15 protein-coding genes are annotated in these 14819 nt (G+C 50.7%); 13 read left to right on the top strand and 2 right to left on the bottom strand.

Annotation, left to right across the window (positions count from 1 at the left end; all coding sequences use genetic code 11):
* Positions 1–129 precede the first annotated feature (129 nt).
* From D5E69_RS15510 to D5E69_RS15490, 5 genes are read left to right on the top strand one after another with little or no spacing between them, the layout of a single operon-like run.
* Complete coding sequence (locus tag D5E69_RS15510) at positions 130–900, top strand: hypothetical protein (RefSeq protein ID WP_159129891.1); 771 nt, start codon at positions 130–132, stop codon at positions 898–900.
* 3 nt (positions 901–903) lie between these two features.
* Positions 904–1284: a GntR family transcriptional regulator gene (locus D5E69_RS15505; protein ID WP_048006199.1), complete on the top strand. Its 381-nt coding sequence runs from the start codon at positions 904–906 to the stop codon at positions 1282–1284.
* Positions 1265–1981 carry an ABC transporter ATP-binding protein gene (locus tag D5E69_RS15500; RefSeq protein WP_148795557.1) on the top strand — a complete coding sequence of 239 codons (717 nt, stop codon included), beginning with the start codon at positions 1265–1267 and terminating at the stop codon, positions 1979–1981. Before D5E69_RS15505 ends, D5E69_RS15500 begins: the two co-directional genes overlap by 20 nt.
* On the top strand, positions 1978–2904 hold the full coding sequence (locus tag D5E69_RS15495) for an ABC transporter ATP-binding protein (RefSeq protein ID WP_048006198.1): 927 nt from the start codon (positions 1978–1980) through the stop codon (positions 2902–2904). Before D5E69_RS15500 ends, D5E69_RS15495 begins: the two co-directional genes overlap by 4 nt.
* Entirely contained in the window at positions 2897–3841 is a 945-nt protein-coding gene (locus tag D5E69_RS15490) for an ABC transporter permease (protein WP_159129890.1), read from the top strand. The genes D5E69_RS15495 and D5E69_RS15490 overlap by 8 nt, the downstream gene beginning before the upstream one ends.
* 788 nt (positions 3842–4629) lie before the next feature.
* On the opposite strand, the gene D5E69_RS15485 is transcribed toward D5E69_RS15490, so the two are convergent.
* Together D5E69_RS15485 and D5E69_RS15480 are read right to left on the bottom strand one after the other, a co-directional pair.
* Positions 4630–5349 carry a protein-glutamine gamma-glutamyltransferase gene (locus D5E69_RS15485; RefSeq protein ID WP_249931503.1) on the bottom strand — a complete coding sequence of 240 codons (720 nt, stop codon included), beginning with the start codon at positions 5347–5349 and terminating at the stop codon, positions 4630–4632.
* A 117-nt stretch (positions 5350–5466) separates the two neighbouring features.
* Entirely contained in the window at positions 5467–6738 is a 1272-nt protein-coding gene (locus D5E69_RS15480; protein WP_048006196.1) for a replication-associated recombination protein A, read from the bottom strand.
* A 178-nt stretch (positions 6739–6916) separates the two neighbouring features.
* On the opposite strand from D5E69_RS15480, the gene cymR reads away from it, so the two are divergent.
* The 8 genes from cymR (at position 6917) to D5E69_RS15440 (ending at position 14726) form a co-directional block, all read left to right on the top strand.
* Positions 6917–7336, top strand: coding sequence for a cysteine metabolism transcriptional regulator CymR (cymR, locus tag D5E69_RS15475; protein WP_048006195.1), 420 nt, complete (start codon positions 6917–6919; stop codon positions 7334–7336).
* Between the two features lie 11 nt (positions 7337–7347).
* A complete protein-coding gene (locus D5E69_RS15470; RefSeq protein ID WP_159129889.1) occupies positions 7348–8490 on the top strand; it encodes a cysteine desulfurase family protein in 1143 nt (380 codons plus the stop codon).
* 29 nt (positions 8491–8519) lie between these two features.
* Positions 8520–9635: a tRNA 2-thiouridine(34) synthase MnmA gene (gene mnmA / locus D5E69_RS15465; RefSeq protein WP_048012625.1), complete on the top strand. Its 1116-nt coding sequence runs from the start codon at positions 8520–8522 to the stop codon at positions 9633–9635.
* A gap of 376 nt (positions 9636–10011) precedes the next feature.
* Positions 10012–10683, top strand: coding sequence for a tetratricopeptide repeat protein (locus tag D5E69_RS15460; protein WP_048006192.1), 672 nt, complete (start codon positions 10012–10014; stop codon positions 10681–10683).
* A gap of 17 nt (positions 10684–10700) precedes the next feature.
* Positions 10701–13070: an SF1B family DNA helicase RecD2 gene (gene recD2 / locus D5E69_RS15455; protein WP_063191732.1), complete on the top strand. Its 2370-nt coding sequence runs from the start codon at positions 10701–10703 to the stop codon at positions 13068–13070.
* A gap of 147 nt (positions 13071–13217) precedes the next feature.
* The gene (locus D5E69_RS15450; RefSeq protein ID WP_048006190.1) at positions 13218–13403 is read left to right on the top strand and encodes a YrzR-like zinc ribbon domain; all 186 of its coding nucleotides are present in this window, start codon (positions 13218–13220) and stop codon (positions 13401–13403) included.
* A 15-nt stretch (positions 13404–13418) separates the two neighbouring features.
* Positions 13419–13550 carry a YrzQ family protein gene (locus tag D5E69_RS15445; RefSeq protein WP_082139339.1) on the top strand — a complete coding sequence of 44 codons (132 nt, stop codon included), beginning with the start codon at positions 13419–13421 and terminating at the stop codon, positions 13548–13550.
* Positions 13551–13640: 90 nt separating this feature from the next.
* On the top strand, positions 13641–14726 hold the full coding sequence (locus D5E69_RS15440) for an AI-2E family transporter (protein WP_063191731.1): 1086 nt from the start codon (positions 13641–13643) through the stop codon (positions 14724–14726).
* The last annotated feature ends 93 nt before the right edge of the window (positions 14727–14819 follow it).

Below are 14819 nucleotides of genomic sequence, written 5' to 3'. Positions count from 1 at the left end.
TTTTGCATGCGATATTAACATTGATTTGGATAACATACAAAAATTAGGCAAAAAATCTATTGACCACTCTTCGTGTCATAGTGTATTATCTAACTAGTACACTGGAACACATCAGAAAGGAGTGAAAAAATGAAAGCATTCAAAGGCCTTCTTTGGAAGGATTTCCATACATCCAAGGTGTGGTTCATCGGCTGGCTGGCGATCATCCTCGTCGTATATTCCCTTGGATTTGGGGCTGGGGAATACTTCGATGAAAAAGGGATTCCTGTCGGTTTCGCCATCATGCTCGGCGTCTTCCATTTTGCCTTCCTTCCGGTCATCGTCTACTCCATGCTCCGGCTGGAGGGGAAGACCCAGCTTTGGCTGCATACCCCGCTCAGCGGATTTACACTTCTGTCTTCAAAACTACTCGTCGCACTTGTTTACTTGATCATTTCCTTGCTACTCGTAGACCTTCTTGGATTCATCAGCTTCAGCAGGCTCCCTGATATCGGGTACTGGCCGGTCAAGGAAGGCGTGTATTTCAATATCGGTGTTCTCTTGTTGGGCCTCAACATGTCGGGGTGGCTGATCTTTTTCTGGACGGTCTACCACTCCATGGGGAAATTCCCGGCGATCAAGAACATTCGCTGGCTCATCCTCGCCGGATTATGGATCTTGTACACATCGGTGACAACATTCGTTACCAGTCTGAAGCCTGTGGAAAACTTCGTTAACAACACATGGGTAGTCGACCTTCCAGACAGTTTCTTTTTCACAATCGGCTCAGGAGGAGAAGACAGTGGGTTCAACATCGATATCATTCCCCTGCCGCTTCTCCCGTTCATCTGGGAAGGGGTCATGTGGCTCGTATTATTCATCATTTCATGCAGACTATTAGATCGCAGGATTGAGGTGTAGATCATGGTAGAAGAATACTCAGCGTCCAAACCCATATACCTGCAAATCGCCGATCGGATCATCCGTGAAATCGTCAGGAGGGAACGACACCCTGGCGATAAGCTTCCCTCAGTCAGAGAGATGGCTTTGCAAGCCGGGGTGAATCCGAACACCATACAGCGGACATACAGTGAGTTGGAAAGGATGACCATTGTGGAAACGAAACGAGGACAGGGAACGTTTGTGACGGAGGAAGATGACGTGCTATCTGTGTTGAATCAACGAGTTCAGCGGGAAGTGATTGAAATCTTCATCAAAAACATGAAAGAGCTTGGCCTTAGTAAGGAAGAAATGATCGAGAGCATCAAACGGTACGGGGAGGAGAATGATCGTGATCCGGTTTGAGAATGTCACGAAGAAATACGGCAGCGGACTTGCGCTTCGGAACACCTCTCTGCAATTTGAAAAAGGGAAGATCTACGGTCTGCTCGGGCCGAATGGAAGTGGAAAATCCACGACCCTCAAAATGATCGCCGGCCTTGTACTTCCAAGTGCCGGCAAGGTGCTGCTCGATGATCAACCGATCAACCGAAAGATAGCGGAAGAAGTCGCGTACCTGACGGAGCTTGATATGTTCTATGAAACATTTACCGTCAAAGGAATGCTTACATTTTACGACTCACAGTTCAAAGATTTCGATATGGAACGGGCAGAAGAGCTTGTCTCGTTCATGCAGCTTGATGGTTCGAAAAAGATCAAGCATCTTTCAAAAGGGACGCGTGGAAGGCTGAAGCTTGTCCTCACCCTTTCGAGGCAGGCAAAGGTCATCCTCCTCGACGAGCCTTTCTCAGGTCTTGATCCGATGGTGAGGGACACCATCGTGAAAGGACTTCTCTCCTATATTGACTGGGGAGAGCAGACGGTTCTCATCGCCACTCATGAAATCGATGAAATCGAGGCCATTCTTGATGAAGCCTATATCATCCATAATGGCGAAGTGAAGGGTCACTGCAACGTTGAACAATTAAGGGAAGAACAAGGACTGTCGGTCCTTCAATGGTTAAAGCGTACGACTCAAATAGAAGGGATGGAACTGGAATGAAGACGATTGCTCAATTGCAAAATGTCACGAAAGTCATCAAAGGCAAGAAAATCATCGATTCACTATCATTCGAGGTGAATGAAGGGGAGGTCTTCGGATTCCTCGGGCCAAATGGTGCCGGAAAGACCACGACGATCCGGATGATCGTCGGACTGATGAAGATCACTGAAGGGGATGTCCTTATTTCAGGTAAGAGCATCCAAAAGGACTTTGCCGAAGCCATCAGTGAAGTCGGAGCCATCGTGGAAAATCCCGAGCTCTATAAGTTCCTCTCAGGTTATCAAAACTTGAAACATTTTGCCCGCATGCATAAAGGCATCACGGAAGAGAGGATCAAGGAAGTAGTGGAACTCGTCGGATTGACGAGCCGGATCAATGATAAAGTCAAAACCTATTCACTCGGGATGCGCCAGCGCCTCGGCATCGCCCAATGTTTGCTCCACAAGCCGAAGCTCCTTATCTTGGATGAGCCGACCAACGGACTCGATCCTGCCGGTATCCGTGAAATCCGCGCGTATATCCGCAAGCTCGCGGCTGAGGAAGGAATGGCCGTCATCGTTTCGTCCCATCTCCTATCGGAAATGGAAATGATGTGTGACCGCATCGCCATCCTTCAGTCTGGAAAACTGGTAGACGTACAGGATATCCGCTCCTTCGTTGGTGGAACCGAACAAATCTACCAGATCGATGTCGCTGATGCATCTCTGATCAAAGCCTCGATCAAGACGTTCGACCCTGCAATCCAATTCGAAGTGAAAGACAATCAGGTGCAGCTGGCTATCGAAAAAGAACGGATCCCAGCACTGGTTAAAACTCTGGTGGAAGATGGACTGGACATTTTCGGAGTCATGCCGATTTCGAAAACCCTCGAAGACCGATTCCTGGAAATCACCAACGATAAAGGAGAGACAGTCAATGTTTAATTTGATCAGAAATGAATGGATGAAGATTTTCAAGCGTGTCGGTACATACGTCATGCTGGGCCTCCTCGTGGCCATCATCGGGATAACGGGAGCAACAAGCAAGTATCTGGACAGCCAAACGAAAGTTTCGGATGATTGGAAGAAAAACGTCCAGACTCAGATTGCTGAGGATAAGGAAATGCTCAAAGGGAACATGCCCGGCTATATGAAAGAAGAAACGGAAAAGAGTATCGCCATCAATGAGTACCGTCTTAAAAATGATCTGAAACCTTATGAAAAATCAAATGTGTGGTCATATGTAGAAGACAATGCTTACCTCGTGATGTTTGTTGGATTGTTCACCATCATCGTCTCTGCCGGGATCGTGGCGAGTGAGTTCACATGGGGAACCATCAAGCTCCTGTTGATCCGCCCGATTTCTAGGAGTAAAATATTGATCTCTAAATATATCACGGTCTTATTGTATGGATTGAGCCAGCTTGTCGTCCTGTTTGTGGTTTCATTCCTCCTGGGTCTCATCCTTTTCGGTGGGATCGGGGAATCAGCGCATCTTGCCTACGTTGATGGAGCTGTCGTGGAACAAAACATGGTATGGTACCTCATCAAGACCTATCTATTGAAAACGATCGATGTCGCCATGATGGCAACAATGGCCTTCATGATATCCGCTGTGTTCAGAAGCAGCTCCCTTGCAATCGGGATTTCTGTCTTCCTGTTGTTCATGGGATCGAATCTTACCAGCCTGATTGCGATGAAATTCGACTGGGCGAAGTTCAGTTTGTTCGCGAATACGGATCTCACGCAGTACACAGGATTCCAGCCTCCGCTTGTGAAGGGGATGACGATGGGCTTCTCCATCACGATGATTCTCGTTTACTTTGTGATTTTCCAAGTGCTCGCTTTCGTCTTCTTTACGAAGCGTGATGTGGCTTCATAAGCAGATTAAAAAGGATGCCGGTTTCGGTATCCTTTTTTTGTAGCGTCTTTTTGCTTTTGGAATGGTTCGTTCCTTTCCGCTGCGGACGCTTGCTTTCCTGCGGGGAGGTGGTCAAGCCTCCTCGTGCCTGCGGGGTCTTGCCCGACCTCCTATTCCGCTGGAGTCAACCGCCCTCCGCTCCAATCCACTCTGTGCTTAGGGATTGGTGAGTGGCCGTGGATTAGTGGTGATTAAAGTAGTGTCGTCTTCGTCTGATGGAGTGGTTTTGAATGGTTCGTTCCTTTCCGCTGCGGACGCTTGCTTTCCTGCGGGGAGGTGGTCAAGCCTCCTCGTGCCTGCGGGGTCTTGCCCAACCTCCTATTCTGCTGGAGTCAACCACCCTCCGCTCCAATCCACTCTGTGCTAATGGATTGGTGAGTGGCCGTAGATTAGTGGTGATTAAAGTAGTGTCGTCTTCGTTTGATGCGGTGGTTTGGAATGGATCGTTCCTTTCCGCTGCGGGCGCTTGCTTTCCTGCGGGTAGGTGGTCAAGCCTCCTCGTGCCTGCGGGGTCTTGCCCGACCTCCTATTCCGCTGGAGTCAATCGCCCTCCGCTCCAATCCACTCTGTGCTTGGGGATTGGTGAGTGGCCGTGGATTGGGTGCTTTTTGTAATTGAGTACGTTCGAATTGGAGGTTTAGTAGGCGATCGTACGGTGGCTGCAATGGGTTGTGGGTTGGCAGTGCAATGAACGGTCTGTGACTGCTGTTGGGTGTTTGCTGAAGTGTTGCGTTACTCTCCGGCCCTTTTTATCGCCGGTAGGGGTAGAATCTTGCTGAGTTCAACCGGGTCACCTGGTTGAGAAGGTAGGCGGATTTTTTTGCGCCTTTGACTCTCAGGGTGTCCAAGGCTTCAATCATCCCTTTGTGTGTAACCATGCCGATTCCGTGGCCGAAGTAAAGGTCATCGGCCATATAAACGGAGTTTTCTCCCATCCAGATGGGGTCTGCGTAGTCGGGATTATAGAAGTAATACACGTCGCCGGGGATGCGATCGACGCCGCGGTACGTTTCCATCCACAGGTTTTCATTATAATTGGATCCCCAGATGAACAGATGGGAATAAAGGTCATTGAATATTGATGGTTCAATGGAATCAAGGATGCTTTTATAGTAGATCAGGACGATCGTGGTTACGCATTCGAAGCTGTACAGGGCGCTGTTGATGAAGACGTCACGGATGGCATCTGACGGAAGACGGCCGCGCCTGAGCTCGTATCCATAAGGGGTCTTGATCCAGAAAGCCGGATTGAATCGGGAGTCGGCGAAAGCGGAGAATTCCGAGTCTCCTTCATTGATCTTTCTGGCATTGTGGAGTATATGGGATCTCAGGTCGATTTCAAATTTCAGTTGGGCTTTTGACGGGAATTCATAATCCATGGGGGAGTTGTTCAATGCTTCGTAGATGGCACGCTGTTCGTCGGGGAGGCTTTTCGGGTCCATGGGATTTCCTTCAATCAAATGTATCAAAGTAGCTCACCTCCTGGTTAGTATCAGGGTATGTAAATCCCGGTCATGGGTGAGAGCGGAAAGGAAGGAGTCTGCATGAAAAAGCCCGGGGCGCAGCGCCCCGGGCTTTAAATGTTACTACCTGTGCTTATTGATATTTTCATAAACCTGGCCGATGGCCTGCTCGAACTTTCCTGTTTTCTTTGGTTGGTAGTATCTGGCGTTTTTGATCCGGTCCGGCAGGTAGTCCTGTTTGACCCAGCCCGATTCATGATCGTGCGGGTATTTATATTCAACCCCTCTGCCAAGCTCGGCCGCCCCTTGGTAGTGGGCGTCCTTGAGATGGGCGGGCACTTCGCCGCTTTTTCCTTTCCGGATATCGGAAAGGGCTGAATCGATGGCAGAGATCGCGGAGTTGGATTTGGGTGACAAGCAAAGTTCGATGACGGCATTGGCGAGCGGGATCCTTGCCTCAGGGAACCCGATCTTCTCAGCCGTTTCCACGGCGGCAAGGGTGCGGGGCCCTGCCTGGGGACTGGCAAGCCCGATATCTTCGTAGGCGATGACCAACAATCTTCTGGCGATGCTCGGCAGGTCTCCTGCTTCCACCAGTCTTCCGAGATAGTGGAGGGCGGCATTTGCATCGCTTCCCCGGATCGATTTCTGAAAGGCGCTGATCACATCATAATGGGCATCGCCGTCCTTATCGTGGGAGAAACTTTTCTTCTGCAGGCACTCCTCTGCGATGGAGAGGGTGATATGAATGACTCCATCTGCATCAGGAGAGGTGGAGAGCACGGCGAGCTCCAATGCGTTCAGGGAGCTCCTGACATCACCGAAACTGCTGCTGGCAAAATGCTCGATCGCTTCTTTGCTGACATCGAGCTTGTACGTTCCGAGTCCACGCTCTTCATCTTCGATGGCCCGGTGGATGGCCTGTTTCATTTCATCCGGGGACAGTGGCTTCAGCTCGAATATCTGGCACCGGCTCCTGATGGCAGGGTTGATGGCATGATAAGGGTTGCTCGTGGTCGCACCGATCAGGGTGATCATGCCATTTTCAAGATAAGGAAGGAGGTAGTCCTGCTTTCCTTTATCTAGGCGGTGTACCTCGTCCAGGAGGAGGATGACCTTGCCCGACATCTTGGCTTCCTCTGCTACGATCTGAATGTCCTTCTTATTATTGGTGACCGCATTCAATGTCTTGAACCGGTACTGGGTGCTCCCGGCAATGGCACTGGCGATCGACGTCTTCCCGATTCCCGGTGGTCCATACAGAATCATGGATGACAGTTGTTTCGCCTTGACCATCCGATCGATGATCTTGCCTTCCCCTACAAGATGTTGCTGACCGAGGATCTCATCGATGGTCCGCGGCCTCATTTTGAAAGCGAGTGGTTTTATCGACATGGTATATCTCTCCAAACTGGCGTTCTGATACCTTTTACTTTATCACAGGGGTACCCTTTATGGAAATAACCTGCGCATGTGCCACCTTTCGCAGTGGGACAAGGAATATGCTATAATGGCAGGAGCGAATGAAACCATACAGTTAATGTAATTACCCTATATAGCAGAGGTGCTTGAAATGAAGATATCCACGAAGGGCCGGTACGGCTTGACGATCATGATCGAACTGGCCAAACGCCACGGTGAGGGACCGACATCCCTCAAGACGATTGCGCAACAGCATGATTTATCAGAACACTATCTTGAACAACTGGTTGCTCCGCTTAGGAACGGCGGGTTGGTCAGGAGCATCAGGGGTGCTTATGGAGGGTATGTCCTCGGCCATGAACCTAAGGATATTACCGCAGGTGACATTATCCGGATCCTCGAGGGGCCGATCAGCCCTGTTGAAGGGATCGAGGACGAGGAGCCTGCCAAGCGTGAGCTCTGGATCCGCATCCGTGATGCCGTGAAGGACGTGCTCGATAATACAACGATCGAGGATCTCGCCAGTCATACAGATGACGGAGAATCCGATGCTTATATGTTTTACATCTAGGAGGTAAGTGAATGAACAGAATCTACTTGGATCATGCGGCAACGTCTCCCGTTCACCCTGCGGTGATCGATGAGATGATGACGGTCATGCAGGGAACGTTCGGTAATCCGTCGAGCATCCATTCGTTCGGCAGGGAAGCACGCTCTATCGTGGACCATTCCCGTTCCATTGCTGCAGCATCGATTCACGCAGACCATAATGAAATCATCTTTACAAGTGGCGGTACGGAGGCTGATAACATGGCGATCATCGGGGCTGCCATGAAGAATCGGGAGCGCGGGAATCATATCATCACTACCGAAATCGAGCATCATGCCGTCCTCCACACATGTCAGAACCTAGAGAAACAGGGGTTCGAGGTGACCTATCTGCCCGTAGATGAGACAGGCAGAATCAGTGTGGATGCCGTGAAGGCCGTCCTGCGTGAAGACACGATCCTAGTCACCATCATGTTCGGGAATAACGAAGTGGGGACGATCCAGCCCATCTCCGAAATCGGACATCTTCTGAAGGACCACCAGGCACTTTTCCATACGGATGCCGTGCAGGCCTATGGACTTCAAGAGCTGCATGTCGGCGAATTGGGTGTCGATCTTCTTTCCGTTTCAGGGCATAAGATCAATGGACCCAAAGGGGTTGGCTTCCTCTATTGCAGGAAGGATGTGGACATCCTCCCCCTCGCACACGGCGGTGAACAAGAGAGGAAGCGCCGCGCAGGGACAGAGAATGTTCCTGGAATCGCCGGGCTGGCCAAAGCCATTGAAATAGCCTCTTCATCCATGGAAGAGAAGCGCACACGATACGCAGGATTTAAAGAGATCCTCAAGGGGAACCTCGATGAATCCGGTATTTCTTATGAGGAAAACGGATCGCTTGAGCACGGGCTTCCTCATGTGCTAAACTTGAGCTTTGCCGGCACAGATGTTGAATCCATGCTGGTGAATTTTGATATGTCAGGAATCGCCGTATCAAGCGGATCTGCTTGTACGGCTGGATCAATAGAACCATCTCATGTACTGGTGGCGATGTTTGGAGGGGACTCGGAGAAGATCCGCAACTCCATCCGCTTCAGCTTCGGATTCGGAAACACGGAAGAAGACATCGTGCGGGCCGCAGATGAAGCGGTGAAGATCATCCATCGTCTCACGACATGAAGAAGGAAAGATAAAGGGAGGTGGCATAGATGAAAAAAGAACCGAAAGACACACGGGTGGTCGTCGGGATGTCAGGTGGGGTGGACTCATCTGTCGCGGCGCTCCTACTGAAAGAGCAGGGCTATGAAGTCATCGGCGTGTTCATGAAAAACTGGGATGATACCGATGAAAACGGCGTCTGCACCGCAACGGAAGATTATGATGACGTCATCCGCGTCTGCAATCAGATCGGCATTCCGTATTATGCGGTCAATTTCGAGAAGCAATACTGGGATAAGGTCTTCACCTATTTCCTTGATGAATACAAAGCGGGACGTACACCGAACCCGGATGTCATGTGCAATAAGGAAATCAAGTTCAAAGCTTTCCTTGATCACGCACTGAAGCTTGGTGCAGACTATCTTGCCACAGGGCACTACGCACAGGTAGAGTATCGCGACGGAGAATACAAAATGCTCCGTGGGGTCGATAACAACAAGGATCAAACCTACTTCCTCAATCAGCTCGGGCAGGATCAGCTGGAGAAAGTCATGTTCCCGCTGGGCGGCATCGACAAGAAGAAGGTTCGTGAAATTGCGAAGGAAGCTGGACTTGCCACGGCAACAAAGAAAGACAGCACGGGCATCTGCTTCATCGGCGAACGGAACTTCAAGGACTTCCTCGGAAACTATCTTCCTGCACAGCCAGGTAATATGGAAACCCTGGACGGAAAAGTCATGGGTAAACATGATGGACTCATGTACTACACCATCGGACAGCGGCATGGCCTGGGAATCGGCGGCGCCGGCGACCCTTGGTTCGCCATCGGTAAAGACCTTGAGCGCAATGTCCTCTATGTGGGACAAAGCTTCGAGCATCCGGCCCTGTACTCCGATTCGATCCTGGCAACGGACGTTCACTGGACATCGAATGACCCTAAACGGGAATCCTTCACATGCACAGCGAAATTCCGCTACCGTCAGGATGACAACGCGGTGACGGTCATCCCTCAGGAAGACGGCACCGTATCCGTCGTGTTCGACGAACCGATCCGCGCCGTCACACCGGGACAGGCCGTCGTTTTCTACAACGGAGATGAATGCCTCGGAGGAGGAACCATCGACACGATCTATCGCAACCAGGAAAAACTCACATACGTGGGATAAAGAAAAGCGGAGGGGGCTGGATCTGGGGCGACAAGCATAAGAGGGGAAAGCCGGAAAGGCGTTCTGTGCCTTTATGGCTTTCACAGCTTATGACCTCGAGCCCCAAGCCCCCGGAGCTGGACAATAAAGAAAAGCGGAGGGGGCTTGCCCTGGGGCATCAGTACCCAGACCTAAAAGCCTTCAAAGCTGAATCAAGAAAAATGGATGGGGCCGACCCGGCATCAGCTGGATGACCCCCATCCCTCATAATGGACTGAACAGGAGGCCATTCTTCTATCAGTCCATTTTTTGTTTGGGAAGAGAATGGATGGGACGATGTGGTATACTACTACCATCATCGGTTACATACTAGACGAATTTTAAGAGGTGTTTTCATATGGATAAAAATGCAAAAGGTATTGAACTGCTGCAACAAGGGAAAGTGGAGGAAGCCGTTCAGATCTTCACAGAAGCCATCGAGGAAAATCCGACGGACCCGGTAGGCTACATCAACTTCGGGAATGTCCTCATGTCGGTTGGAGACCCGGAAAAGGCGAAGCGCTTCTTCGAGCGTGCGATGGAGGTCGACCCGGAAGCGGGTGCAGCTTACTATTCACTTGGTACGCTTCACTTCAATCAAGGGGACTATGATCATGCGAAGGACCAGTTCGAACGTGCGATCACAAAAGGGATGGAGAATGCGGACGTCCACTTCATGCTGGGTATGAGCCTCTCGCAGCTCGATCAGCCGAAGCTTGCCCTGCCTTATTTCCAGCGCAGTGTCGAGCTGAATGATCAGGACGTAGAAGCCTTCTTCCAATTGGGCCTTTCCCTTGCAAAAGTGGAAGCCTATACGGAGGCGATTGCAGCCTTCAACAATGTGCTATCACTTGATCCGGAGCATGCGGATGCCTATTACAATCTCGGTGTCGCCAATCTGGTCCATGAGAGCAATACAGATCAAGCGCTTGCCTTCTTCCATAAGGCCATCGAGCTCCAGCCTGACCATGAACTTGCCCAGATGGGCGTTGCGACGGTGGACATGATCAAGAAAGAAGAGAGTGAATAACCGGGGGGTTCGCTGAATTGAGCCAGCAAGACTCTTTACAATTATTTGGAGACGAAGAACTGTATGTCAAAGGACGCCATCTTGTCACGATTTTCCACAATGAAGATAATATGTACAGCGTCGTGCGCATCAGGGTGGAAGAGACCAATGATGAGGACTACAGTGATAAAGAAGCCGTGGTCACGGGCCATTTCCCGAAGCTTCATGAAGATGAGACCTATTCGTTTTTCGGTCGATTCCAGGATCACCCGAAGTTCGGCACGCAGTTTCATGCCGATCACTTCAAGAAGGAGATCCCCCAATCGAAGCAGGGGATCGTCCACTATCTATCGAGTGATCTGTTCAGTGGAATCGGGACGAAGACGGCTGAAAAGATTGTAGAACACGTCGGGGAGAATGCCATCACCAAAATCCTCGAGAATCCATCGGTCCTCGATGAGGTGCCGAAGCTTCCAAAGGAAAAGGCCAAGACCATCTTTGATACATTATCCGAGCATCAGGGTCTTGAGCGGGTCATGATCATGCTGAACGATTTCGGATTCGGTCCCCAGATCTCCATGAAGATCTATCAGGCCTACAAAGAGCAGGCACTTGAGATCATCCACAACAATCCATATAAACTGGTGGAGGATATCGAAGGGATCGGCTTCAATCGTGCCGATGAACTGGGTTCAAAGATCGGCATCACCGGCAGTCATCCTGACAGGATCAAGGCGGGCTGCTTGTATACGTTGGAGCAGATGTGTGTGAAGCAGGGTCATGTGTACCTCGAGGCGGAAGAACTTATTGTAAGCGTGAAGGAACTGCTGGAAAAGAGTCAGTCCGAGCGCATCGAATTCGAGGAGATCTCTGCCCAGGTCGTGGCGCTGGAGGAGGAAGGGAAAGTGGCTGGAGAGGGAACGAAGATTTACACCCCTTCCCTTTATTTCTCTGAAAAGGGCATCGTCTCGAATATCGAAAGGATCCTTGCCCAGACCGACTATGAGGACCAGTTCCCCCAATCGGAATTCCTCCTTTCCCTGGGATCGTTGGAGGACCGTTTGGGCGTGCAATATGCCCCCTCGCAGCGCGAAGCCATCCAAACGGCACTAATGAGCCCGATGCTCCTTTTGACGGGAGGACCCGGAACGGGGAAAACCACCGTCATCAACGGGATCGTCGAGCTGTATGCCGATCTTCACGGGTGCTCGCTCGATCCGAAGGAGTATAAAGACGAACCGTTCCCGGTGCTTCTTGCTGCACCGACGGGAAGGGCCGCCAAACGGATGACGGAATCGACGGGGCTGCCTGCCATGACCATCCACCGGTTGCTGGGCTGGAATGGGAAAGAAGGGTTTCAGACGGATGAAGAGCGGACCATTGAAGGGAAATTGCTGATCGTCGATGAAGTATCGATGGTGGATACATGGCTTGCCCATCAGCTTCTGAAGGCCCTTCCTGAAAACATCCAGGTGATCTTCGTTGGCGATGAGGACCAGCTCCCTTCCGTCGGACCTGGACAGGTGCTGAAGGATCTATTGGAATCGGGCAGGGTGCCGACGGTGCGATTGACGGATATTTATCGTCAGGAAGAAGGCTCTTCCATCATCGACCTTGCCCATCAAATGAAGGACGGACGTCTGCCTCATGACCTTGTGAAACAGCAAAAGGATCGCTCTTTCTTCCCTTGCCGTACCAATCAGATCGCCGAAGTGGTTCAGAAAGTCGTGGAAAACGCGAAGAAGAAGGGTTTCACACCCAAGGATATTCAGGTGCTGGCCCCGATGTACAGGGGCCCTGCCGGTATCGACCGGTTGAATGTCCTCCTCCAGGAAATCTTCAACAAGAATGATGGAACCAGGAAGGAAATCGCCTTCGGGGATGTGAAATACCGGATCGGGGATAAAGTGCTGCAGCTTGTCAATCAGCCCGAGAACAATGTCTTCAACGGGGATATCGGTGAAGTGGTTTCGATCTTCTACGCAAAGGAAAACACAGAGAAGCAGGACATGGTCATCGTTTCCTATGAAGGCACGGAAGTCACCTATACGCGTCAGGATCTCGGACAGATCACCCATGCCTACTGCTGCTCCATCCATAAATCCCAGGGAAGTGAGTTTCCCATCGTCATCCTTCCGGTGGTGAAGAGCTATTACCGTATGCTCAGGAGAAATCTTCTATATACGGCCATCACCAGAAGCAAACAGTTCCTTATCCTGTGCGGGGAAGAGGATGCGTTCCGTATGGGGGTCGAGCGGGAAGAGGATATCATAAGGAAAACGACACTGAAGGAAAGGCTTCAATCCATGGAAGACATCGTTCCAGCAGATGAGGCTCCCTTCGATCTCATGAACGTGGACCCCATGATCGGGATGGAGGGCATTACGCCGTATGACTTCATGACGTGAGACTGGAAATCGTTTCAGCTCATGAATAGTTCCATTCTGCCCAAACTAGGAGGGAGCGTTCGAACAATCTTCGCCTTTCAAGTATATCTTTTTGCTCGCAGGGCCATGATGGTAAGGATAAAACCGTAGAACGAGGTGAATCCTGCCATGAAATGTCCGAACTGCCAAAGCAAAGATATAGGGAAAATCGGCATCAATCAGTTTTATTGCTGGGGATGCTATATCGAATTATCCCTGTCCAAGGGAGTCATCCACACCCATCAGGTGGAGGAAGATGGCTCGCTGAGTTCGCTTGATGATCTGTTTGACGAAGAAGAACGCCAACTAAGCTAGGGAGAGGTGTTTTTCATGAACAGGACGTTTTCATCGATCGTTGGGTTCGGTGCAGGCATTGCCGCCTCCATCTATTCCCAAAGGTCCAACATAATGAATCGCAAGCAAATGAAGAGATTCCGCAAACAAGTGAAGAAGCTCTTCTAAAAATACCTCGAAGGTCCGGCTGCCGCCGGGCCTTTTCTCATGACTAAAACCTCTCTTCTTCGGCACACTACATAGAAGGGAGGGACGTTCATGGCTACCAATTATGCGAAATGGCTTTATCGATTAACCATTACCTTTGTTGCCTCATTGCTATTATATGTCCTTTTTCTGTTGAAGCCGGTATGGCAACCCGTCCTTGACGTGCTCTTCTTCGCGGCCTTGCCCTTTGTCATCGGTGCGTTCATCGCGTACCTGCTCCATCCCGTGGTCGAGAAGCTTCATGAACTCGGGATTCACCGTGGGATCGCCATCCTCCTCATCTACCTTCTGTTCTTTGGCAGCATCGGGTGGGGGATCTATAAGGGGACACCGGCCATCATCCACCAGATCGACGACCTGTCTCAAAACGCCCCGGTATTGACCGATCAATACAACAGAGGGCTCACCTACATCCAGTACAAGACCGCCACGTGGCCGGAAGGCATCCAATCCATGCTCGATAAGCGGATCAATGGGCTGGAAGCATGGGTGACGGGCCTTGCCGCCGTCGTCCTTGCCATTCTGATGAAGTTCATGAATTCCCTTCTGATCATTGCCATCATCCCGTTTGTATCCTTTTATCTGCTGAAAGATGCGGTGAAGGTCAAGCGGTTCTTCATCCGACTCACTCCCCGCAAGTGGAGGGAAAGCAGTGCGAGCTTCCTCAAGGATGTGGATGCATCATTAGGCGGATACATCCGAGGGCAGCTGCTCGTCTGTCTGATCATCTTCGGTGTGTCGACATCCGCCCTCTGGCTCGTCGGAATGAAATATCCCCTCATCCTCGGCCTGATCATCGGGGTGACGAATGTGATTCCATATTTCGGACCGATCATCGGGGCCATTCCGGCGGTGCTTGTAGCGAGCACGATATCCCTTCACATGGTGATCTACGTGGTGATCATCGTCCTGGTCCTGCAGTTCCTTGAAGGGAATATCCTGTCTCCCCTGATTGTCGGGAAGACGCTGCATATGCACCCCCTCTTCATCATGAGTGCATTGATCATAGGCGGTGAGGTCCAAGGTGTGATCGGCATGATCGTGGCAGTACCGGCCCTTGCCATCATCAAGGTCGCCATATTGCACGGCCGGACGCATTTCATTCACTCCCGTCAAAAAGAAAAGGCGGGACATTGACAAACCCTTCGATTATTTTTATAATCCAACATATACATGCAAAAATGATGAAGGAACGAGTACGTCATAGTCCATTGAGAAGAGAGGGCATCC

It is taken from the genome of Rossellomorea marisflavi, assembly GCF_009806575.1.
Taxonomy (GTDB): Bacteria; Bacillota; Bacilli; order Bacillales; family Bacillaceae_B; genus Rossellomorea; species Rossellomorea marisflavi_A.
The sequence above is the reverse complement of the archived record's forward strand: the minus strand, read 5'-3'. Positions and strand labels throughout refer to the sequence as shown.

Excerpts from the sequence above, each read along its gene's own strand:
- D5E69_RS15510 (WP_159129891.1), top strand. The coding sequence starts at position 130 with ATGAAAGCATTCAAAGGCCTTCTTTGGAAGGATTTCCATACATCCAAG.
- D5E69_RS15505 (WP_048006199.1), top strand. The coding sequence starts at position 904 with ATGGTAGAAGAATACTCAGCGTCCAAACCCATATACCTGCAAATCGCC.
- D5E69_RS15500 (WP_148795557.1), top strand. The coding sequence starts at position 1,265 with ATGATCGTGATCCGGTTTGAGAATGTCACGAAGAAATACGGCAGCGGA.
- D5E69_RS15495 (WP_048006198.1), top strand. The coding sequence starts at position 1,978 with ATGAAGACGATTGCTCAATTGCAAAATGTCACGAAAGTCATCAAAGGC.
- D5E69_RS15490 (WP_159129890.1), top strand. The coding sequence starts at position 2,897 with ATGTTTAATTTGATCAGAAATGAATGGATGAAGATTTTCAAGCGTGTC.
- D5E69_RS15480 (WP_048006196.1), bottom strand. The coding sequence starts at position 6,738 with ATGTCGATAAAACCACTCGCTTTCAAAATGAGGCCGCGGACCATCGAT.
- cymR (WP_048006195.1), top strand. The coding sequence starts at position 6,917 with ATGAAGATATCCACGAAGGGCCGGTACGGCTTGACGATCATGATCGAA.
- D5E69_RS15470 (WP_159129889.1), top strand. The coding sequence starts at position 7,348 with ATGAACAGAATCTACTTGGATCATGCGGCAACGTCTCCCGTTCACCCT.
- mnmA (WP_048012625.1), top strand. The coding sequence starts at position 8,520 with ATGAAAAAAGAACCGAAAGACACACGGGTGGTCGTCGGGATGTCAGGT.
- D5E69_RS15460 (WP_048006192.1), top strand. The coding sequence starts at position 10,012 with ATGGATAAAAATGCAAAAGGTATTGAACTGCTGCAACAAGGGAAAGTG.
- D5E69_RS15450 (WP_048006190.1), top strand. The coding sequence starts at position 13,218 with ATGAAATGTCCGAACTGCCAAAGCAAAGATATAGGGAAAATCGGCATC.
- D5E69_RS15445 (WP_082139339.1), top strand. The coding sequence starts at position 13,419 with ATGAACAGGACGTTTTCATCGATCGTTGGGTTCGGTGCAGGCATTGCC.
- D5E69_RS15440 (WP_063191731.1), top strand. The coding sequence starts at position 13,641 with ATGGCTACCAATTATGCGAAATGGCTTTATCGATTAACCATTACCTTT.